General features: G+C 40.7%; 13 protein-coding genes. 12 read left to right on the plus strand and 1 reads right to left on the minus strand.

Annotation, left to right across the window (positions count from 1 at the left end; all coding sequences use genetic code 11):
• Nucleotides 1–220: 220 nt before the first annotated feature.
• From BUB77_RS12350 to BUB77_RS12380, 6 genes are all read left to right on the plus strand, one after another.
• Entirely contained in the window at nt 221–865 is a 645-nt protein-coding gene (locus BUB77_RS12350) for a redox-sensing transcriptional repressor Rex (RefSeq protein ID WP_073276321.1), read from the plus strand.
• 45 nt (nt 866–910) lie between these two features.
• Nucleotides 911–1849, plus strand: coding sequence for a LysR family transcriptional regulator (locus BUB77_RS12355; protein ID WP_073276323.1), 939 nt, complete (start codon nt 911–913; stop codon nt 1847–1849).
• 541 nt (nt 1850–2390) lie between these two features.
• Nucleotides 2391–3566 (plus strand): iron-containing alcohol dehydrogenase, encoded by a 1176-nt coding sequence (locus BUB77_RS12365; RefSeq protein WP_073276327.1) that lies wholly within the window; start codon nt 2391–2393, stop codon nt 3564–3566.
• A gap of 198 nt (nt 3567–3764) precedes the next feature.
• Entirely contained in the window at nt 3765–4607 is an 843-nt protein-coding gene (locus tag BUB77_RS12370) for a sulfide/dihydroorotate dehydrogenase-like FAD/NAD-binding protein (RefSeq protein WP_073276329.1), read from the plus strand.
• The gene (gene gltA / locus BUB77_RS12375) at nt 4608–6008 is read left to right on the plus strand and encodes an NADPH-dependent glutamate synthase (protein ID WP_073276331.1); all 1401 of its coding nucleotides are present in this window, start codon (nt 4608–4610) and stop codon (nt 6006–6008) included.
• Nucleotides 6009–6067: 59 nt separating this feature from the next.
• Nucleotides 6068–6712: a redox-sensing transcriptional repressor Rex gene (locus BUB77_RS12380; RefSeq protein ID WP_073276683.1), complete on the plus strand. Its 645-nt coding sequence runs from the start codon at nt 6068–6070 to the stop codon at nt 6710–6712.
• A 13-nt stretch (nt 6713–6725) separates the two neighbouring features.
• Here BUB77_RS12380 and BUB77_RS12385 read toward each other — a convergent pair whose 3' ends face one another.
• Nucleotides 6726–8255, minus strand: a complete 1530-nt coding sequence (locus tag BUB77_RS12385; RefSeq protein ID WP_073276333.1) for a PucR family transcriptional regulator — start codon at nt 8253–8255, stop codon at nt 6726–6728.
• Nucleotides 8256–8428: 173 nt separating this feature from the next.
• On the opposite strand from BUB77_RS12385, the gene BUB77_RS12390 reads away from it, so the two are divergent.
• The 6 genes from BUB77_RS12390 to BUB77_RS29450 all read left to right on the plus strand — a co-directional run bounded on the left by BUB77_RS12390 (nt 8429) and on the right by BUB77_RS29450 (nt 18686).
• Entirely contained in the window at nt 8429–11242 is a 2814-nt protein-coding gene (locus BUB77_RS12390) for an oxidoreductase (protein ID WP_073276335.1), read from the plus strand.
• Between the two features lie 238 nt (nt 11243–11480).
• Nucleotides 11481–12257 (plus strand): SDR family NAD(P)-dependent oxidoreductase, encoded by a 777-nt coding sequence (locus BUB77_RS12395; protein ID WP_073276337.1) that lies wholly within the window; start codon nt 11481–11483, stop codon nt 12255–12257.
• A gap of 950 nt (nt 12258–13207) precedes the next feature.
• On the plus strand, nt 13208–13675 hold the full coding sequence (locus BUB77_RS12400) for a hypothetical protein (protein WP_073276339.1): 468 nt from the start codon (nt 13208–13210) through the stop codon (nt 13673–13675).
• A 376-nt stretch (nt 13676–14051) separates the two neighbouring features.
• Entirely contained in the window at nt 14052–15788 is a 1737-nt protein-coding gene (locus BUB77_RS12405) for a M14 family metallopeptidase (RefSeq protein ID WP_073276341.1), read from the plus strand.
• 79 nt (nt 15789–15867) lie between these two features.
• Nucleotides 15868–17280 (plus strand): sensor histidine kinase, encoded by a 1413-nt coding sequence (locus BUB77_RS12410; protein WP_073276343.1) that lies wholly within the window; start codon nt 15868–15870, stop codon nt 17278–17280.
• A gap of 722 nt (nt 17281–18002) precedes the next feature.
• Complete coding sequence (locus BUB77_RS29450; RefSeq protein ID WP_139241174.1) at nt 18003–18686, plus strand: ATP-binding protein; 684 nt, start codon at nt 18003–18005, stop codon at nt 18684–18686.
• The last annotated feature ends 60 nt before the right edge of the window (nt 18687–18746 follow it).

Consider the following 18746-nt stretch of genomic DNA (forward strand, 5'->3'; position numbering starts at 1 on the left):
TCCCAGCGAGTTTGGTATAATTTCACCTGCCAGGAACAGCTGCCGGCATTTTAGTGGAATTTGGAACCCCGAACGAGAAAATTACGAAAGGTAAGCCAAAATCATCGTCCGTTCCCAATCCCCCCTGGATTGAGATAATTGCTCCGCATCCGGTTGACACCCTGTTCTATCGGTATTATACTTAAGATAAGTAAAAACTGATGCAAATGGGGAATAGCTTATGTGTGAATGTAATCACCCGGTGGTTACAGTACAGGCATTACAAAGAATGCCTTATTATATTCAACAGCTTAGAATACTGAAAGAGAAGAAGGTTGAGACAGTTTCCGCACCTAAAATCGCCGAATTGCTGAATCTGAACGAAGTCCAGGTACGTAAGGACTTCGCTGCTGTCTGCCGGGAGAAGGGTAAGCCAAAAACCGGTTTTCTGGTAACAGAGCTGTTAAATAATATGGAGGAGTTTTTGGGGTATCATAATGTAAATGAGGCAGTCATCATAGGGACCGGCTCACTTGCCCGGGCTATCATAGCAGATGACAGCTTTCAGAACTTTGGGCTGAAAATCGTAGCAGCCTTTGATACGAGTCCCAATCAGGGAGATACGGAGGTATGCGGAGTTAAGATCCTGTCCTCGGATAAGATCAGTAATCTGTGCCGCCGGATGCAGATACATATCGGCATCATTACTGTTCCGGCCGGACAGGCGCAGATTGTTTGTGACCAATTAGTAGCCGGCGGTATTCTGGCAATCTGGAATTTTGCATCGGTTCATTTATCCGTACCGGAGCATATTCTGGTTCAGAATGAGAACCTGACAGCATCCCTTGCCGTATTATCCAACTATTTAAAGAAAACCTTGCAGTAACAGGACCCAAACACAACTTAAATAGCTGCAGAAAGATGGACTACAATGAATACCCTACATTTAAAATATGCCATTGAAGTGGAACGGACAAACTCAATATCCCAGGCGGCGGAGAATTTATTTATGGGACAGCCAAGCCTCAGTAAGGCAATAAAAGAATTGGAGGATTCTCTGGGCTTTACGATTTTTGAGCGTACCTCCAAGGGAGTAACCCCTACGGGAAAGGGAATTAAATTTCTTTCCTATGCCAGGAATGTCCTGCATCAAATAGAGCAGATGGAGGCCTTATCGGATTCTGCCGACGTAGATATCCAGACCTTTAATATTGCTATACCCAGAGGCAGCTATATTGCCGATGCAGTAACAAGCCTTCTGTCCGAGCTGGACCAGAGTAAAGGGGTGAACGTAAATGTACAGGAAACCAATTCCGTTCAGGTAATTAGCAATATTATGGACGGGCCCTTCAATCTGGGGGTTATCAGGTTCCAGACAGAATATGAGAATTATTTCAAAGATTATCTGACAGAAAAACAGTTAAAGTTTGAAACGGTTTGGGAATTTGAATACCTGGCGCTCATGTCGGAAAAGCATCCCCTGGCAGAGGTCGAAAAGGTGGATTATCAGGAGCTGAAGCAGTATACGGAGATTACCCATGGTGATACGGCAATTCCATATATCATGCCCAATAACAGTATTATTGCAGATATGCCTTCCAAGACAACAAAGTGTATCTATGTTTATGAGCGCAGCAGCCAGTATGATCTGCTTTCGGCTATTCCGACTACCTTTATGTGGGCTTCCCCCATACCGGAAAAATGGTTAAAACGTTATCAATTGGTACAGCGGAAATGTAAGACTTTGGGGAATACCTATAAAGATATTTTGATTTATCCCAAGAATTACAAATTTACGGAATTAGACCGTAAGTTTGTTAATAAATTATTTGAGGCTAAAAATGAATTGACCTTTTGCGAATATATATAGGTCAGCTTCCGATTTCTGCCCTTTTCCAGCTATAAATATGCCATATATTCCAGCCTTTTTCGTTTGGAACAGGAAAAGACAAAATATTAACTAATAAAGGTAAATTTACAAAAAAGAGGTTGGGAGTATTCCCGTAACCTCTTTTTTTTATACAAAATGGAATATTTTTGCTATATCAGTATTTGAATATCGATATTCCAAGAGCGAAATACCAACAGTCAGCCAATCTCCCTGAGAAAGCTGGGCTGTGCTATCAATATGCTTCCGGTACAGATTTTCAATACCTGGTTAAAGAAGCTCAGGAAAATAGGGCAAATGACGGCTTCCATAGGGGGGAGCCCATGGTAAAACCCCTGAAAACCCTGATGTTTCAGGTGAATATTTCTAATAGCACTAAATATATCGATAATAGAATATCGATATAAGGTTTTTGAATTTCACATTAGCTGCTTAGATTGTTAAAATATAAACAAGCAAACGGTGATAAACGTTGCAGAAAGAGAAAACATTATTAATCATAATTTGAAAAGGAGATAAAACAATGGCAAGATTTACACTTCCTAGAGATCTCTATCATGGCAAAGGCTGCCTTGATGCTTTAAAAACCCTTACAGGAAAGAAAGCATTTGTAGTTGTTGGCGGCGGAAGCATGAAACGTTTTGGCTTTCTGGATAAGGTAGAGAGCTACTTAAAAGAAGCCGGAATGGAAGTTCAATTATTTGAGGGTGTAGAACCCGATCCTTCCGTAGAAACAGTAATGAAGGGTGCCGAAGCAATGCGTAAATTTGAGCCGGATTGGATTGTTTCAATCGGCGGTGGTTCACCTATTGATGCTGCAAAGGCAATGTGGACATTTTATGAATATCCGGATACGACCTTTGATGCTCTTTGCATTCCGTTTAACTTCCCCACGCTGCGTACAAAAGCAAAGTTCTGCGCAATTCCTTCTACCTCCGGTACTGCTACCGAGGTAACCGCATTTTCAGTAATTACCGATTATGCAAAGGGTATCAAGTATCCTTTGGCTGATTTTAATATTACTCCGGATGTTGCTATTGTTGACCCTGATCTTGCTGAGACAATGCCTGCAAAACTTACGGCACACACCGGTATGGATGCAATAACACATGCTATCGAAGCTTATGTCTCCACTATGAACTGCGATTATACCGATCCTCTTGCCCTTCATGCAATAAAGATGGTCAGCGAGAACCTTCTCAAATCCTACAACGGGGACATGGATGCCCGTGCTAATATGCACAATGCACAATGTCTTGCAGGTATGGCATTTTCCAATGCTTTACTTGGTATTGTTCATTCCATGGCTCATAAAACAGGAGCAGCTTACAGCGGCGGACATATTGTTCATGGCTGTGCCAATGCAATGTATCTTCCCAAGGTTATCAAATATAACGCAAAGGATGAAACAGCAGCTGCAAGATACGCACAGATTGCTGCCTTCATTGGTTTGGAGCCCAGCGCAGATGCTTTGATTGAACACATTAAGAAAATGAACAAAGCTTTAAATATACCTTCCAGCATCAAGGAATATGAAGGCGGCATTATCGATGAGAAGGAATTCTTAGAAAAGCTTCCTAAGGTTGCAGAGCTTGCAGTAGGTGATGCATGTACAGGAACCAACCCGAGAGCAATTACTCCTGAGGTTATGGAAAAACTGTTATATTGCTGCTACTTCGACACAGAAGTTACATTCTAATCAATAACTGCATAATACACGATTAGCAGGACCTGCTGATAGTGAAATAGATAGAAGGGTCTAACCCCTCCTGTCACATCATAAAAATGGATTTGTGAATTACTAATCAATATATCGCAGTAGAAAAGGCTGCAGCCATTGCCGGCAGGAGCCTTTTCTACTGCTATTTAACCAGTAATCCAGTCAACGGAGGTTGTTATGTATCAGATTTTGAAAAAAGAAGTACTGAATCCCACAGTAACTTTAATGGAAATAGATGCCCCTATGGTTGCAAGAAAAGCAGAACCCGGACAGTTTATCATTCTGAGGGCAGATGAAGAGGGAGAAAGAATACCATTAACCATAGCTGATTATAATCGTGAGAAAGGTACCGTAACGATTATCTACCAGATTGTTGGAGCTACAACGGAAGCCTTGAATCATTTAGAAGAAGGCGACAGCCTTCATGACTTTGTAGGACCTCTTGGCAGAGCTACTGAGACAGAGGGTAAGAAAAAGGTCGCTGTAGTTGGCGGCGGAGTAGGCTGCGCTATTGCATATCCGGTGGTTAAGAAATTCCACGAGCAGGGTGCGGAGGTTCATGCTATCGTTGGTTTCCGTAATAAAGACCTTGTTATTTTAGAGGATGAATTCAGGGCAAACAGCAGCAAGCTGTTTTTAATGTCCGATGACGGAAGCTGCGGTGAAAAAGGTCTGGTAACAGATGCTTTAAAGAGATTAATTGATTCCGGTGAAAAGTATGATGAGGTTATTACCATTGGACCTCTTATTATGATGAAATTCGTCAGCAAGTTAACGAAGGAATATGGAATAAAGACCGTGGCAAGTATGAATCCGGTAATGGTTGACGGAACAGGTATGTGCGGCGGCTGCCGTTTGAGTGTTGGCGGGAAGACAAAGTTTGCCTGTGTAGACGGACCGGAATTTGATGCCCACGAGGTAGACTTTGATGAGGCAATGGAAAGAAGCACGATGTACCGTCCTTTTGAACGTAAAGCACATGAAGAGACTTGTAATCTGTTTCATAAGGAGGTAAGATAAATGGCTGCAAATATGTCTTTAGTGAAGAATGAAATGCCTACACAGGACCCGGAAGTAAGAAATAAAAATTTTAAAGAGGTTACACTTGGATATACCAAGGAGCAGGCCATTGATGAAGCAAAACGCTGTTTGAACTGCAAGAACAGGCCCTGTGTTACGGGATGTCCTGTACAGATTGATATTCCTGAATTTATTAAAGAAGTATCAGAAGGTAATTTTGAGGAGGCTTTTCAGGTTATCAGCCGTTCCAGTTCCCTGCCGGCTGTGTGCGGCAGAGTATGTCCCCAGGAATCCCAGTGTGAGGCTAAATGTGTACGCGGTATTAAAGGCGAGCCCGTAGCAATCGGAAGACTGGAACGCTTTGTAGCGGATTACCACAATGCGAACAGTAAGGCAAAAGCAACAAAGCCGGTACTCAACGGCCATAAGGTAGCCATAATAGGTTCAGGCCCCTCCGGTCTTGCCTGCGCCGGAGACCTGGCACGTAAAGGATATGAGGTCACAGTATTTGAAGCCCTGCATCTTGCCGGAGGTGTTCTGGTATACGGAATTCCGGAATTCAGACTTCCCAAAGCCATTGTGCAGAAGGAAATTGATTCCTTAAAAGATTTGGGAGTTACCATACAAACCAATGTTGTAATCGGAAAAACCATCTCCATAGATGAATTGATGGAGGATTTTGGATTTGAAGGCGTATTCATCGGGTCCGGTGCCGGTCTTCCTAATTTTATGAATATCAAGGGTGAGAACTTAAAGGGAGTATATTCCGCAAATGAATTCTTGACCAGAATTAACCTGATGAAGGCTTACAAAGCAGATTCCAATACTCCTATTCAAAAGGGAAGCAGAGTTGCAGTTGTCGGCGGCGGCAATGTGGCAATGGATGCAGCCAGATGTGCTAAGCGCCTTGGAGCAGATGTTACAATAGTTTACCGCCGTACGGAAAAGGAATTGCCGGCACGTCTGGAAGAGGTGGAGCATGCCAAGGAAGAGGGAATTCATTTTTCCTTCCTGACAAACCCTCTGGAAGTTACTGGTACCGAAGACGGATGGGTAAAAGGTCTTGTATGCCAGAAGATGGAGCTTGGCGAACCGGATGCTTCCGGAAGACAGAGACCGGTTGCAGTAGAAGGAAGTGAATTCGTAGTGGATGTAGACAGTGTGATCATATCCATCGGTACTTCTCCCAATCCTCTGATCAAAGCTACTACCAAAGGCCTGGAAACCCAAAAATGGGGAGGCATCATAGCAGAAGAAGGAACCGGATTAACCTCAAGGACCGGAGTTTATGCAGGCGGAGATGCCGTAACCGGTGCAGCAACTGTAATTTTGGCCATGGGAGCCGGAAAAAATGCAGCAGCAGCCATTGATGAATACATCCTTGGCAAGAAGGAAGCATAAAAATACTTCCGATTTCGAATGTAGTGCCGCTAGAAGCGGCGGAATGCGAGGTAAATGCATTGCAAAAAACAATATCACCCCAGACATTACGGCGTTTACCGGCTTATCTGCATTACCTTCGGGTACTCCTTAAAAAGGGAGCTGTCAATATATCAGCAACCATGATTGCTTGTGAACTGAACTTAAATGATGTACAGGTAAGAAAGGATCTGGCCCTTGTAAGCGGCAGCGGCCGTCCTAAAACAGGATATGAGATTAAGAACCTAATTTCGGATATCGAGCATTGTCTGGGATATGGCAATGGGGATAGGGCTGTAATCATAGGAGCGGGAGAACTTGGCTGTGCTTTACTTACCTATGAAGGGTTTACGGAGTATGGAATTGATATTGTTGCTGCATTTGATATTGACCGGAGTATGAAGGATACAACAATGAATGGAAAGCAGGTCTTTTCCGTGGAAAAGCTGCCTGCTGTCTGTTCTGAAAGGAAGATAAATATCGGCATTATTACCGTAGAAGCAAAAGACGCCCAGAAGGCCAGTAATATGCTTGTTGAAAACGGGGTAATGGCAATATGGAATTTTGCACCGGTGCATCTGGCAGTACCGGACCATGTCCTGGTGCAGAATGAAAATCTGGGCAGTTCCCTGGTAATTCTGTCAAAACAGCTGGCAAATAAGCTGGGAACTGATCAGAATTCTTAAGGCACACCAGGTTTTATCCCCATTCCATGCTTGTGTTCAGTTCATTATACCGGTCTATAAGGTAGGAAAGCCGAAGCAGGAAAAGCGTATTAATATCCGTAAGGTCAATACAGCATATTTCAGTAATACGGTCCAGGCGGTAGACAAGGGAATTCCGGTGAATAAACAGGCTTTCTGAGGTTAATTTGATATTACAGCCTTTTTCAATGTAAACACACAGGGTCTTATACAGCTTGGAGTTGTTTGCATGGTCATACTGCCTGAGTACCGCCAATGCCGGGTGGCAGTAGCGGCCCAGTTTTTCCGAGTTTTTTACTTCCGAAAGCAGATCAAAAATCTGATAGTCCTGATAACGGCATATCAATTCTTCCGTCTTTAATTTCTGTCCCAGCTCCAGAGCCGTATAAGCCTGGTCAAAATGGCCTGCAAAGCTTTCAATACTGGTAAAGGAATGGCTGATTCCAATCCGTACATATTCCTTCATGGAAAAATCCTTTAAAAGCTCTAACAGCTCCGCAGTCATTTCCGCATCTTCCTTCAAGGGAATAACCGCAGCCATGCCGCTCTTATGATAGGTAACATGAGTGCCTGGAATGATGGCTTTCAGGTTCTTGCTGGTATGGTTCTTCAGAAACTGCTGACCCAGATATCTGGTGGGGCGAAGAAACAGAACCAGCATTTTTGCCGGGAAATGAAGTCCTATCAGACGGGGCATAATATCCTTCGCAGGTGCTCCGATTAACATATCATATAATAATTCATGATAGCGGCTGGTCTCTTCAAAAAAATCCGGTGTATAGTAAGCTATGGTATTGCTGATAACACGGCTTATTGTACTCAGCATTTCATAATGGGAGGGGAGTAAATGGTTTTCTCCTTCAATCATCAAAAGAAACCCTATCTGGGTCTTGTTATGAAAGACTTTGCTGCTTAATTTGCGGTAGGGGGACTGGCTGCAGGTAACTTCTACGGCTGATGTAGTAGGAGAAGCATTCCGTATGGAGCTTAGCTCCTTAACCTCACTGATAAATTCATAACCGCAATATCCCTGAACGGTATTTTCCTTCCATAGGGGGTCCAGAACAGGAATTGATACGGAACTGGCAATAATTTTAAAATTCATATCACAAAAGACAAGAAAGTTTCCAAGTCTCACCGAGGCTGCATCAATAACGGCTTCGAGATTCTGTGTTTCATCAGCCAGGGCAGTGAGTTCCTCGTAAATTCCTTCACCCCGGGTGGTTTCAATCAGATTTTTTGCCGTATTGAAGATGGCAAAGAGAGAGTCCTCCGCTACCAGGGCAATATTTCCCCTGCCGGAAATGGGAGAGGCAGTCTCCTCAGTACGGGCAAGAATACATTGAGAGGGCGGAGCGATGTTTGTTATTTGTTTATCATAACCAAAGTAAAGAGTATTCTTACTTGCATTTCCATGCTTGTTATCGATGAATGCAATATCCTGTATTTCAATATCTTCTTCTTTAGAAAGAAGATCTATGCAATATTCTTCTGAAATTCTGTCTATTAGTTTTTTATATGTCATGGTTTACCTCGTTTTGAAATGAAAGAATTAAGTCATAATTCTATTTTAGTGCATCGTAAACAAATTGTCAAAGCTTTATCATTCATGATGCACGTTGTAAAATCATTGATAATCGTGTATTCTTATAGCATCAAGAATGTTATTTTTTTAACAATAACAGGTGGAGGTATAGAATGTACAACAAATTATTTGAAGAGGGAAGCATTGGAAAGGTTACTTTTAAAAACCGTCTGGTAATGTCTCCCATGGGGTGTGGACTTGCTAATCTTGATGGAACACCTTCAGAGGATATGATTGCATATTATGAAGCAAGGGCAATCGGCGGGGCAGGGCTTATTATACCGGAGATTACCCGTATTAATGATGTTAATGGAGCAGGACTTATGAGGCAGCTGTCCGTTACAAAGGACAGGCATATTGAGCCCCTTTCAAGGCTTGCGGAAGCGGTACATAAGCATGGCAGCAGGATATTTATCCAGCTCCATCATCCGGGACGTGAGACAGTATCCGCACTTCTTGGCGGACAGCCGGTAGTCGCTCCTTCTGCAATTCCCTGTAAGTTACTGAATCAGGAAACCCGTGCCCTGACCACTGAGGAAGTAAAACAGCTGATCAGGCAGTTTATCGACGGAGCTGTCAGAGTGCAAAAAGCAGGCTGTGACGGCGTGGAATTGCATGCGGCCCATGGATATCTGCTGCACCAGTTTTTATCCCCTTATACAAATAAAAGGGAAGATGAGTACGGCGGAAGCTTCGAAAACCGTCTCAGAATGATTGTAGAAATTATTGAAGGAATCCGCAAGGAGTGCGGGCCTGATTTCCCTATTGGTGTCAGATTAAGTATTGAAGAATTCCTGGATAAGACAGGAGTAACAGAGGATTATATCCATGTGCAGGACGGTGTGAAGATTGCCATGGCACTGGAGCAGACTGGTATTGATTTTATTGACCCCAGCTGCGGCTTATATGAAACAGGTATGACCTGTGTAGAGCCTATTTCCTTCCCCCAGGGCTGGAGGCATGACCTGCTTTTGGCAGTCAAGAGTCACGTAAGCATTCCTGTAATCGGTGTTTCCGTTATCAGAGAGCCTGCCGCTGCAGAGAAGTTCCTGGAAGACGGAGTAGTAGACTTTATTTCCATGGGACGTACCTGGAATGCAGACCCCGAATGGGGTAAAAAGGTACAGGAAGGAAGAGAAAAGGAATTACGCAAATGTATTTCCTGCCTGCGCTGCTTTGAAAGCTTAAATGAATATAATGCTGCCGGCCTGCCGCCGGAATGTGCATTAAATCCGACCTTTGCAAGAGAGCGTAAATATGGAAACCTGGTCCGTGATACCAAGGGACACAGGGCAGTCGTAGTAGGAGGCGGTCCTGCCGGTATGTGTGCAGCCCAGACACTGGCACTCAGAGGAGTGAAAGTAACTCTTATCGACAGACAGAATGACCTTGGCGGAACCGTTAACCTGGCCAAGATGCCTCCGTTAAAGGAACGCATGCAGTGGGTAGCGGACTACTACGGCAATGAGTTTGACCGTCTTGGAGTAGAAGTTCAGTTAAATACAGAAGCTAATGCAGAAAATATAATGGCTTGCAAGCCTGATGCCGTCATTCTTGCAACAGGTTCAGTTTCGATAGTACCGGAAAAGCTTCCCGGAGTTAAGGGTAAGAATGTATATACGGTTGAAGCGGTATTATCCGGTAAAGCAGCCTTAAAAGGGAAAAAAGTAGCTGTTATCGGTGCAGGGCTTACCGGACTTGAAACAGCAGAATATCTTTGCGAAGAGGGAAATCAGGTAACAATTATTGATATGCTTGATAAACCCGCTCCAAATGCAAATCATACCAATGTAGCCGATGTTTGTGGACGTTTGGCAAAATCTGGTGTAAAATATATGTTGGGACATTCCTTAAAAGAAATCAAAGATGATCATGTTGTATTGGAAAATCTGGAAAACCACGAGGAAACAGAGGCTGCTGCAGAAGCTGTCGTACTTTCCCTTGGTTTCAGACCTGACCAGTCCCTGGTCTCCGAGCTGGAAGCAAAGGGTGTTGAGGTGGAGCTGATTGGTAGTGCCATAAAAGACGGCACAATTGCGCCGGCCGTACGTACAGGCTATGAGACAGGACGTAAGCTCTTCAGTGATAATCAAAAGCCAGCAAGCTTTAGAGTTCCGATGGAGGATATTCCTAACTTCGGTAAAATCTCACTTATGGACAATCAGGAAGGACTCTACATCAGCTATCTGACTGACCCGGCAGCCATTGCAAAGATACTTCCGCCGCCTTTGAAACCATTTTCCATGCCGGTCGTTACCCTGTCCGTCTGCCACGTGAACAATCCAACCTTTGCGGATGATTACTATGAAGCAATTCTTGGTGTCTATGCAACTTACGGCAAAACACTTGGCCTGTATACAATGGGGCTGGTACTTGGAGGACCCGGAGCAGAAATGGCAGTACAATGCGGCCGTGACAACGGAAGTATTCCCAAAAAGCTTGGTGCAGAATTTGTCATCCGAAGAAACGGAGATACCGTAACAGCAGGAGTTACCAGAAGAGGTACCCAGCTTGTAGATATAACTATGAAACTGGGCGAATACAACAGCCCGCTGACAGCGGCACTCTATCAGTTCCCGGCAGCCGGAAAGCAGACCTTCGGTGGCGGTTTCTATTATCATTTTGACCGTGAACCCGATGAAAACGGAGTATCCCACTTTATGAATGGTGCTTTGCTTATGAATCAGTGTGAATATAATTATCAATCCTGGGAACCGGGCATAGTGACCTTGGATTTAAAATCCAGTATTGATGACCCTTGGGCAGAGCTTCCGATTAATACGATAATAGGAGGAGCTTATTCTAAGAACAGCCTTCTGGTGCATAAGCTGAACCTGGTAGAAAAATTAGATGCGGAGGAAGTAATTCCCTATTTGCTGAGCGGACGCTATGACCGTACGGCATTTATGGAAACCGGACGAGTGTGAAAATTAAAAAGCAATTTTCACACGCAAGATTGCGCCTGCGAAATCCTCGGCCCAATCTTACGGCGCATTGGGAAAGCATAGCAGTTAGTGTGAAAATTAAAAAAGCAATTTTCACACGCAAGATTGCGCCTGCGAAATCCTCGGCCCAATCTTACGGCGTGTTGTGAAGGTATGGCTGTTAGTGAAAGATTGAAGGGTAATATCTACCTCAAAATAAAAATTGAAAGGATTAAATAATATGGAGAATTTATTTGATTTAACTGGAAAAGTAGCAGTAGTAACAGGAGCAAGTTCAGGTCTTGGAGCAGATGCGGCACTTGCCTATGCGCAGGCCGGAGCAGACGTTGCCCTATTAGCAAGACGTATAGAAAAGCTGAATGAAGTAAAAGCCGCAATCGAGAGCACAGGCCGTAAAGTTGCTGCCATAGCGTGTGATGTCACAAAGGAAGAAAGTGTAAAGGCAGCAATGGAGGAGGTACTCAGTACCTTCGGACATATTGATATTTTACTGAATAATGCAGGTGTTGCCGTACGCGGCGGTGTGGACAGCATGTCCGTGGAAGAGTGGGATAAGTCCTTTGATACCAACGTTAAGGGAATCTTCCTGGCAAGTAAATATGTGATTCCTCAGATGAAGGAAAGAGGATATGGAAAGATTGTAAACATTGCATCTGTGAATGCGGTAATTGCCGATAAAAATGATACCTTTATCAGACATTCCTATAATGCCTCCAAATCAGCCGTTCTCGGACTGACAAAAGGTATGGCGGCATCCTATGCAAGATTTGGTATTACAGTTAATGCCATTGGACCTGCCCTTTTTGAATCCGAGATGACAGCAGGAACCTTATTCAAATCCGAGCAGTTCTTAAATGCCTACAATATGGTAAATCCCGCAGGCCGCCCTGGTAAAAAAGGAGAATTGAACGGCTCAATCCTTTTTCTTTCCTCCGATGCCTCCAGCTATGTACAGGGTCAGTTTATCATCGTAGACGGTGGCGGTGCACTTGTATAATCTTTAATAATGCAATTTGAATTTTATAATAAAATTAATCGGTAACAATAAATTGAATTTTAACTATAAATTAAATTTTAACAATAAATTAAACTTTAACAGTAAGTTAGAATTTATCAATAAGTTATTCGCTTAGCACGTTCATTATGCAGGAAACTTCCTGGTAATGAACGTGTTTTTTTATGTGTGATTAATTGATTAATAATTGATTAGGAAGTTATTAATATCTCATTTTTAGCTAGTATACAGAACGGGAGATAAACTGTATTTTTAATTTAATATTGAAGGATAATTTTGCAAATTATAAATCAATTTCGACTTTATTGAATGTATATTTGGAGTATAAAAATACACTCAGCTCCGTGAAAGTCGCTTCGTTGCATTTTTATACTCCAAATATACATAGGAAAGCTGAGATTAACTTATGGCAGCCGAAGGGTTATTAATTATTTTAAATATAAGGAGTATACGTGTTAGAAGGAGTGATATTGCAGTATGAATTTCAATGAACCCTTTGTACGTTATGTTTCAATGACTTCGATTGCGAAGTGGAAGTATTATAGAACAATTTGATACATAGCATTGGAAAGTATTGCTATAATCAGGCGGAATTACAATTTTAGTGATACTGGTAAAGGCTGGGAGAAGTTTAAATCCCAGCTTAAAACATGGGTCTGAAAGATTTTCTGAAAATATAACGGGATTTTGCTTTTTCTTGTTGAGGAATAGTGTCAATAATGATAGAATCTTTAAGTAAATTGAAATAAAATAGCGGAATACAGGGAGAAAATAACTAGTTATAACCGAATTTTATCATATTATGACACCTGTATTGAAAGAAGAAAACAGAAGTTCTAAAATGGAAAAAACATTAGAATGGAGGAGCAAATAAACATTATACAGGCAGCTTATACATTCTATTTGTATAAATATGTGAAAGGATGAACAACATGAGTTTAAAAAAATCAGTTACATGGAAGGTAATAATTACCATGGTTATTGTCCTGGCTTTGGTATTTACAGGCATGCCGCTATCGGAGACTTATGCTGCGGCTTATACCAAATCCCTGACAAAGACGGTGACCTTACAGCCGGGAGAGACAATGACCTGGATACTAGCTTCCAAGGCAAGGGGAGAGGTTCCCTTGACCTACAATATAGTTAGTTTAAAGGGAGTAAAAAAGAACGAAAAAGTAACAATTAATTTTTTAGGTCCCGATGATGAATATTCCTATAGTATTTCTCCTCTCAAAGCAGGAGCGAAAAAGACACTGTCGGCCTATGCCTCCAATAGCTCAACCTTTGGGGCTTTTGCACTGGTATCAAATAATACCAGCGGGACAGTTAAAATTAAACTGACCTTTAATGTAAAAAGCGGCAAAAATATTATAAAGACAAAAGAGTATATGAAGGAATGAAAAAAGGAAGGCCGATTATTGGTTGAGGGGCTTTCATCATGCCGATGACAGCTAGATTGTAAAATGCGTTACATTTTTAATCTTACTAGCTAAGCAGTATCCCAAGCAAGATTGTCAATGCATGGGGAATAGCAGTAAAAATAAGCAATATCGCAAGCAGACTTGCGATATGCATGGGATTAAAATAAAATACATAAAAACGGAAGGCGAGTTTGTACAAAATATGTATCAGCATATGTATGAAATTAATGCAGAACCATTGTCTATCGTCTGAAATCTAAGAAATTTAAACGAATGAAATAGCCTGGAATTTAAATAAGTAATAAAATGTTGTACCGGACAATTATTAGCGGAGCAGGATGGGAAGGAGTACACATTGAAGCGTAAGACAGGGACAATCTTATTTGCATTATTGTTTTTTGTATCTGCTTTTTGGGGAAATTATAAAGTTGCTGAAGGAAGCAGCATAGTAGAGAGAGGCAATATCAGTACTAATACAGCAATAGAAAAGCTGGCAGGTGTGTCAGAAGTGAAACCAGCAAAGACAGTGATATCTGTAAAAACAGCTAAGGAAGCGAAAACATCTAAGGCAGCGAAAATAGTTATGCTGGCAGAAATGGTGACACCGGCAGAATCAGTGATACCGACATTAACAGGAACAGTGACACCAGCAGAGGCGGTGATACCAACAGAAACTGTGACACCTACGCCGATAGATACAGTGACTCCGGCAGAAACGGTGACACCAACAGAAACACCAGCACCAACAGAAACGCCCACACCAACAGTCACACCCATACCGACAGAAACACCTACACCGGCACCAACGCCCACACCATTTATTCCAAACACCTTATCAATTATGAAAAATCATAATTATGTTGAGGAAAGTACTTCTACGATATCTGTACATAAACTGTCTGTTTCAGAGATGAATCAAAAATTAAGCCGATATGGAAAAGTAGTTGCAGATGGAATGAGTTATAACCTATATAAAAAAACAATGGGATATGAATGGCAGGATCTGACTGATTATAAGAATAAACCAGAAAAGTTATCGGTTGATTTGACACAAACCATGTCATATACGAAATACAGCTCCATACTGAAGAAATTATCAAGGTACGATGGAGTTTATTTGTATAAGATCGGAAGTTCCACGAATGGGCGTGATATATATGCTATAGACATAGATGTGGATTCCAAGAATACCAATAAAAAAATAGTCATGCTGACGGGAAATGTACATGGCAGAGAATTTGCCGGCGGGACTTATATCGTAAAGCAGCTTGTAGATTTGGTTCAGGATGCCCAAAAGGATAAATCTGTCATGAAGCTGCTGCAAAATACAAAATTTGTTGCAGTACCGATTATAAATGTAGACACCAGAGAAAATATAATTAATAATTCGTCAAAATGGAATAGCTGGAAGGCTTATGTGAATGGTACAGACGGAAACAGGAATTTCCCTGGATTATCCTGGGCTCAGTTATCCGGCGGTAATAAGTTAAGCTATACGGCCGTAAGCTCTCCGGCTTCCGGTATGTATCGCGGCAGCTTCGGCGGTTCCAACACGGAGACACAGGCCCTTATGAAGTGGCTGTACCATTATGTAGCCGTAGAGAAAGCGGATTGTTTAATTGACATGCATCAGCAAGGCGGCATAGTATATGCCGGAAAAGAATGGTCCACGCAAAAACAGGAAAAAGCCAGTAATCATTTCCGGACGAAGGTGTTAGGGCTGTTAAATAAGAGCGGAAGCACTTATACAAACGCAAATGACGGTTCAACTTACGGCTTGGAGGGTGTCGGAGCTACTATAACAGATTATGCCACAGGACTGGCTATGGGGAGTAAATACTCCAGAGCATATGGATTTGGAGTTATTATAAATAAAAAGAAGGAATATACACTTTTAGAGTTAAAAGATCTGGATAGAGCCGATTTTAAATTGAGCCCATCAAACAGTACCTTTAAAACTTTGACCATTGAAATAGGAAAGGGCACTCAGTATCTAGGGAATTCTTCTTCTGCAAGAAAATTAATCAGCAAAGAGTATTATTCCAAAAATTTTGATGAGCTGTTGTATAATATTCCCAAATTATTAGAGTAAAGAATTAATTTGAAAAATGCAATACATACAGTTTCATAAGTTAACTTGCGAAATGCATGGTGTTAAATGAGGAATGGTAATGGAAATTTTGGTAAACCAGTTAATAAGCAGTTACCTTGTATATCTATCAAATTATTTTGGGATTTACCTGGTAATGGGGAACAGTTTTCCTATTAAAGTAAGCAGAAGCAAGGCTATTTTGTGGGGGTTTATTTGTTCTAATTTTGTATCGATTATTTCAGCAGTATTATGTGTTTTTATAAATCATTATAAAATACATGAAACCTTTGAAATGAAGCTCTTATACCGAATTATTACTTTGATAGGGGAGAGCATCATGGTGGCTTACTTACATAAAGCGGTTAAAACCCCCTGGTACCGTATTTATTGGGTTGATTGGTTAGTTGTTTCTGTTGTAATTTCTTTCTTTAGTAAAGTATTATATATAGACAGGTATTTAAAATATTCCGATGAATTTATTACGATTAAGCTTATAACCTGGAACAATCTGCCTGACTTTCTCTTTTCCACCCTGATAATACAGTCAATTTGTGTTACCGTATTAATTATCTTAATACGCTGGGTAAGAAACCATGTTAAATCCCCTGAAATACCTGTAAAAATATGGATTATTGTAAACGTTTTGCTGGGAATTCTTATTCTAAGCATAAACAAAGGATATACAGCGGCTCAGGGGGAAGCATTTCATTGGACCAGAGGGATTGGGAGTTTCTATGTTGCCCTTGTAATAATATTGGCAGTTCTTGTTATATTTGTTATAACCCTATATTTTATACAACGCCGGTTTTTACTGCTTGAAAACAGTATGCTGAAGGAACAGAATGAGCTTCAGTATAACAATTACCTGGCTATGCAGCAACAGGAAACGAGAGTGCATCAACTATATCATGATATAGGAAACCATATAAGGACGATTCAGATTCTGGTAGAAAATGGTGAAAAGGAAGAAGCTCAAAAATACACAGATAATCTATTGGAAGAATATAAAAGTATCTACAAGTACAATTATTGTACAAACAGAATCATTAATGCAGTTTTAACGGATAAAGCAAAGCAGTGCGAGAGATGCCATATAACAGCGGATATTGATATAAACATTCCAATCCAGCTGTCCATCCGTGAGATAGACCTGATGAGTATATTTGCAAATTTATTGGATAATGCCATTGAGGGTTGTAATAGAAGTACCTCGAACAATCATTATATCAAAGTCAGAGCCTCCATTGTAGGAGATTATCTGGCGGTTAAGGTGATAAACAATAAAAAGGCAGATGAAATAATCGATAAGTTCCATGTGACCTGGAAGAAGGATAAGAAAGTACATGGGCAGGGAACTAAGATACTTAAGGAAATAGTAGAACGTTATAAAGGTCATGAAGAATTTCTGGATTTGGGAGAGGAGTTTTCTGCCTTGGTAATGCTTTCGATATCACAGGATGAAGCACGAAAGGAAGAAATGAGGATACTTTGAATATTTTGTTGTTAAACCAGGTGCTTAGTATGCATATTGTCTTTTTAATCATCTATTATGTACCGTATTTTGTTGTATGCTTTAGCTTTCCGTTAAAAATAAGCAGGAAAAGAGCTATTATAAAGGGACTGTATTATTCATTGTTTGGTTGCATAACCTCAGCTTTTTCAGTGGTATTTATTGGCCAGGGGTATATAGAGGAGACGGCTGCTATTCTGCTATTAAATAAATGCCTGGCTGTTTTAAGTGAATTTATACTTATCACTTTTATAGCAAGGTTTGTGGCAGCTTTATGGTATCATATTTATTGGCTTATATTTTTCATAGTTGAATTGAGCATTGCACTTGTTGGGCAGTATACCTATATTAATATAAACACATATCACCAGGGAAACTATCATATGCTTAAAGCTATATCCTGGAATAATGTATACCAAATAATTCTGTTAAGCATACTGCTTATAATTTTAGCATTCTTACTGATAAAAATCCTGAAAATTATTTATAAACTTATATCAAATCATATACTGCCAGATTTTTTCTGGCTGTTATTAAATATTATCATAGTTTTTTTAGTGATAACAGGTAATAAATCCTATACCAATCATACAGCAAGGGAAATAAACAAAAGTAATATTTGGAAAGAGGGCATAGGAAATATAGATTACTTTTCTTTTGCATTCTTCATTATCATGTTGATAATGATACTGCTGATTACTTATATGCAAAGACAACATTTACTTACGGAAAACAGGATGCTGAAGGAGCAGAGTAAATTGCAGATGGAAAACTATCTCATTATGGAACAGCAGGAAATCAGGATTTACCGAATGCACCATGATAGCGGTAATCATTTAAGGACAATACAGCTTTTGGTTCATAACGGGGAAGTAAAGGAAGCAAAGAAATATATGGATATGCTGCTAAAGGAATACAATGCCATTAATGGAACTGTGTATAGTAAGAATAGTATTATTAACACTGTTATTTCAGATAAGGTGAAACAGTGCAATTCATTAAATATTGTTACGGAAGTGAATATTAATCTATCGGATGATATTTTTATAAATGAGTTGGACCTGGTTAGTATTTTCGCAAACCTGATAGAAGTTGCCAAAAAGAATTGCCAAAACAATTGCAATGAAAACAGTTTTATAAAAATAAATGCAAACATGGAGGGATTCTGGCTTATAGTAGAGGTTATATATAGCAGATCGTCATCGGAAGTAGCTTATAGCAAGCTTAATAAAATCAGCAAAAAAAGTCCTTTGGCTGTCAGCGGAGAGATGAAAACGCTCAGCATAATAATTGAGCGTTATAAAGGCAGTATGGAACAAAAAATAGAGGAAAAGGAAATATCAATAAGTATTAAACTTAAAAAACCCAATATTGTTTCTGTGAATTGATTTTGTAATGATTATTAGGGCCAGATATAGGTGCTTTTATAATTATTGCATCAATAGTAA

The organism is Anaerocolumna jejuensis DSM 15929 (assembly GCF_900142215.1).
Classification (GTDB): Bacteria; Bacillota; Clostridia; order Lachnospirales; family Lachnospiraceae; genus Anaerocolumna; species Anaerocolumna jejuensis.

Excerpts from the sequence above, each read along its gene's own strand:
- BUB77_RS12350 (WP_073276321.1), top strand. The coding sequence starts at position 221 with ATGTGTGAATGTAATCACCCGGTGGTTACAGTACAGGCATTACAAAGA.
- BUB77_RS12355 (WP_073276323.1), top strand. The coding sequence starts at position 911 with ATGAATACCCTACATTTAAAATATGCCATTGAAGTGGAACGGACAAAC.
- BUB77_RS12365 (WP_073276327.1), top strand. The coding sequence starts at position 2,391 with ATGGCAAGATTTACACTTCCTAGAGATCTCTATCATGGCAAAGGCTGC.
- BUB77_RS12370 (WP_073276329.1), top strand. The coding sequence starts at position 3,765 with ATGTATCAGATTTTGAAAAAAGAAGTACTGAATCCCACAGTAACTTTA.
- gltA (WP_073276331.1), top strand. The coding sequence starts at position 4,608 with ATGGCTGCAAATATGTCTTTAGTGAAGAATGAAATGCCTACACAGGAC.
- BUB77_RS12385 (WP_073276333.1), bottom strand. The coding sequence starts at position 8,255 with ATGACATATAAAAAACTAATAGACAGAATTTCAGAAGAATATTGCATA.
- BUB77_RS12390 (WP_073276335.1), top strand. The coding sequence starts at position 8,429 with ATGTACAACAAATTATTTGAAGAGGGAAGCATTGGAAAGGTTACTTTT.
- BUB77_RS12395 (WP_073276337.1), top strand. The coding sequence starts at position 11,481 with ATGGAGAATTTATTTGATTTAACTGGAAAAGTAGCAGTAGTAACAGGA.
- BUB77_RS12400 (WP_073276339.1), top strand. The coding sequence starts at position 13,208 with ATGAGTTTAAAAAAATCAGTTACATGGAAGGTAATAATTACCATGGTT.
- BUB77_RS12410 (WP_073276343.1), top strand. The coding sequence starts at position 15,868 with ATGGAAATTTTGGTAAACCAGTTAATAAGCAGTTACCTTGTATATCTA.
- BUB77_RS29450 (WP_139241174.1), top strand. The coding sequence starts at position 18,003 with ATGCAAAGACAACATTTACTTACGGAAAACAGGATGCTGAAGGAGCAG.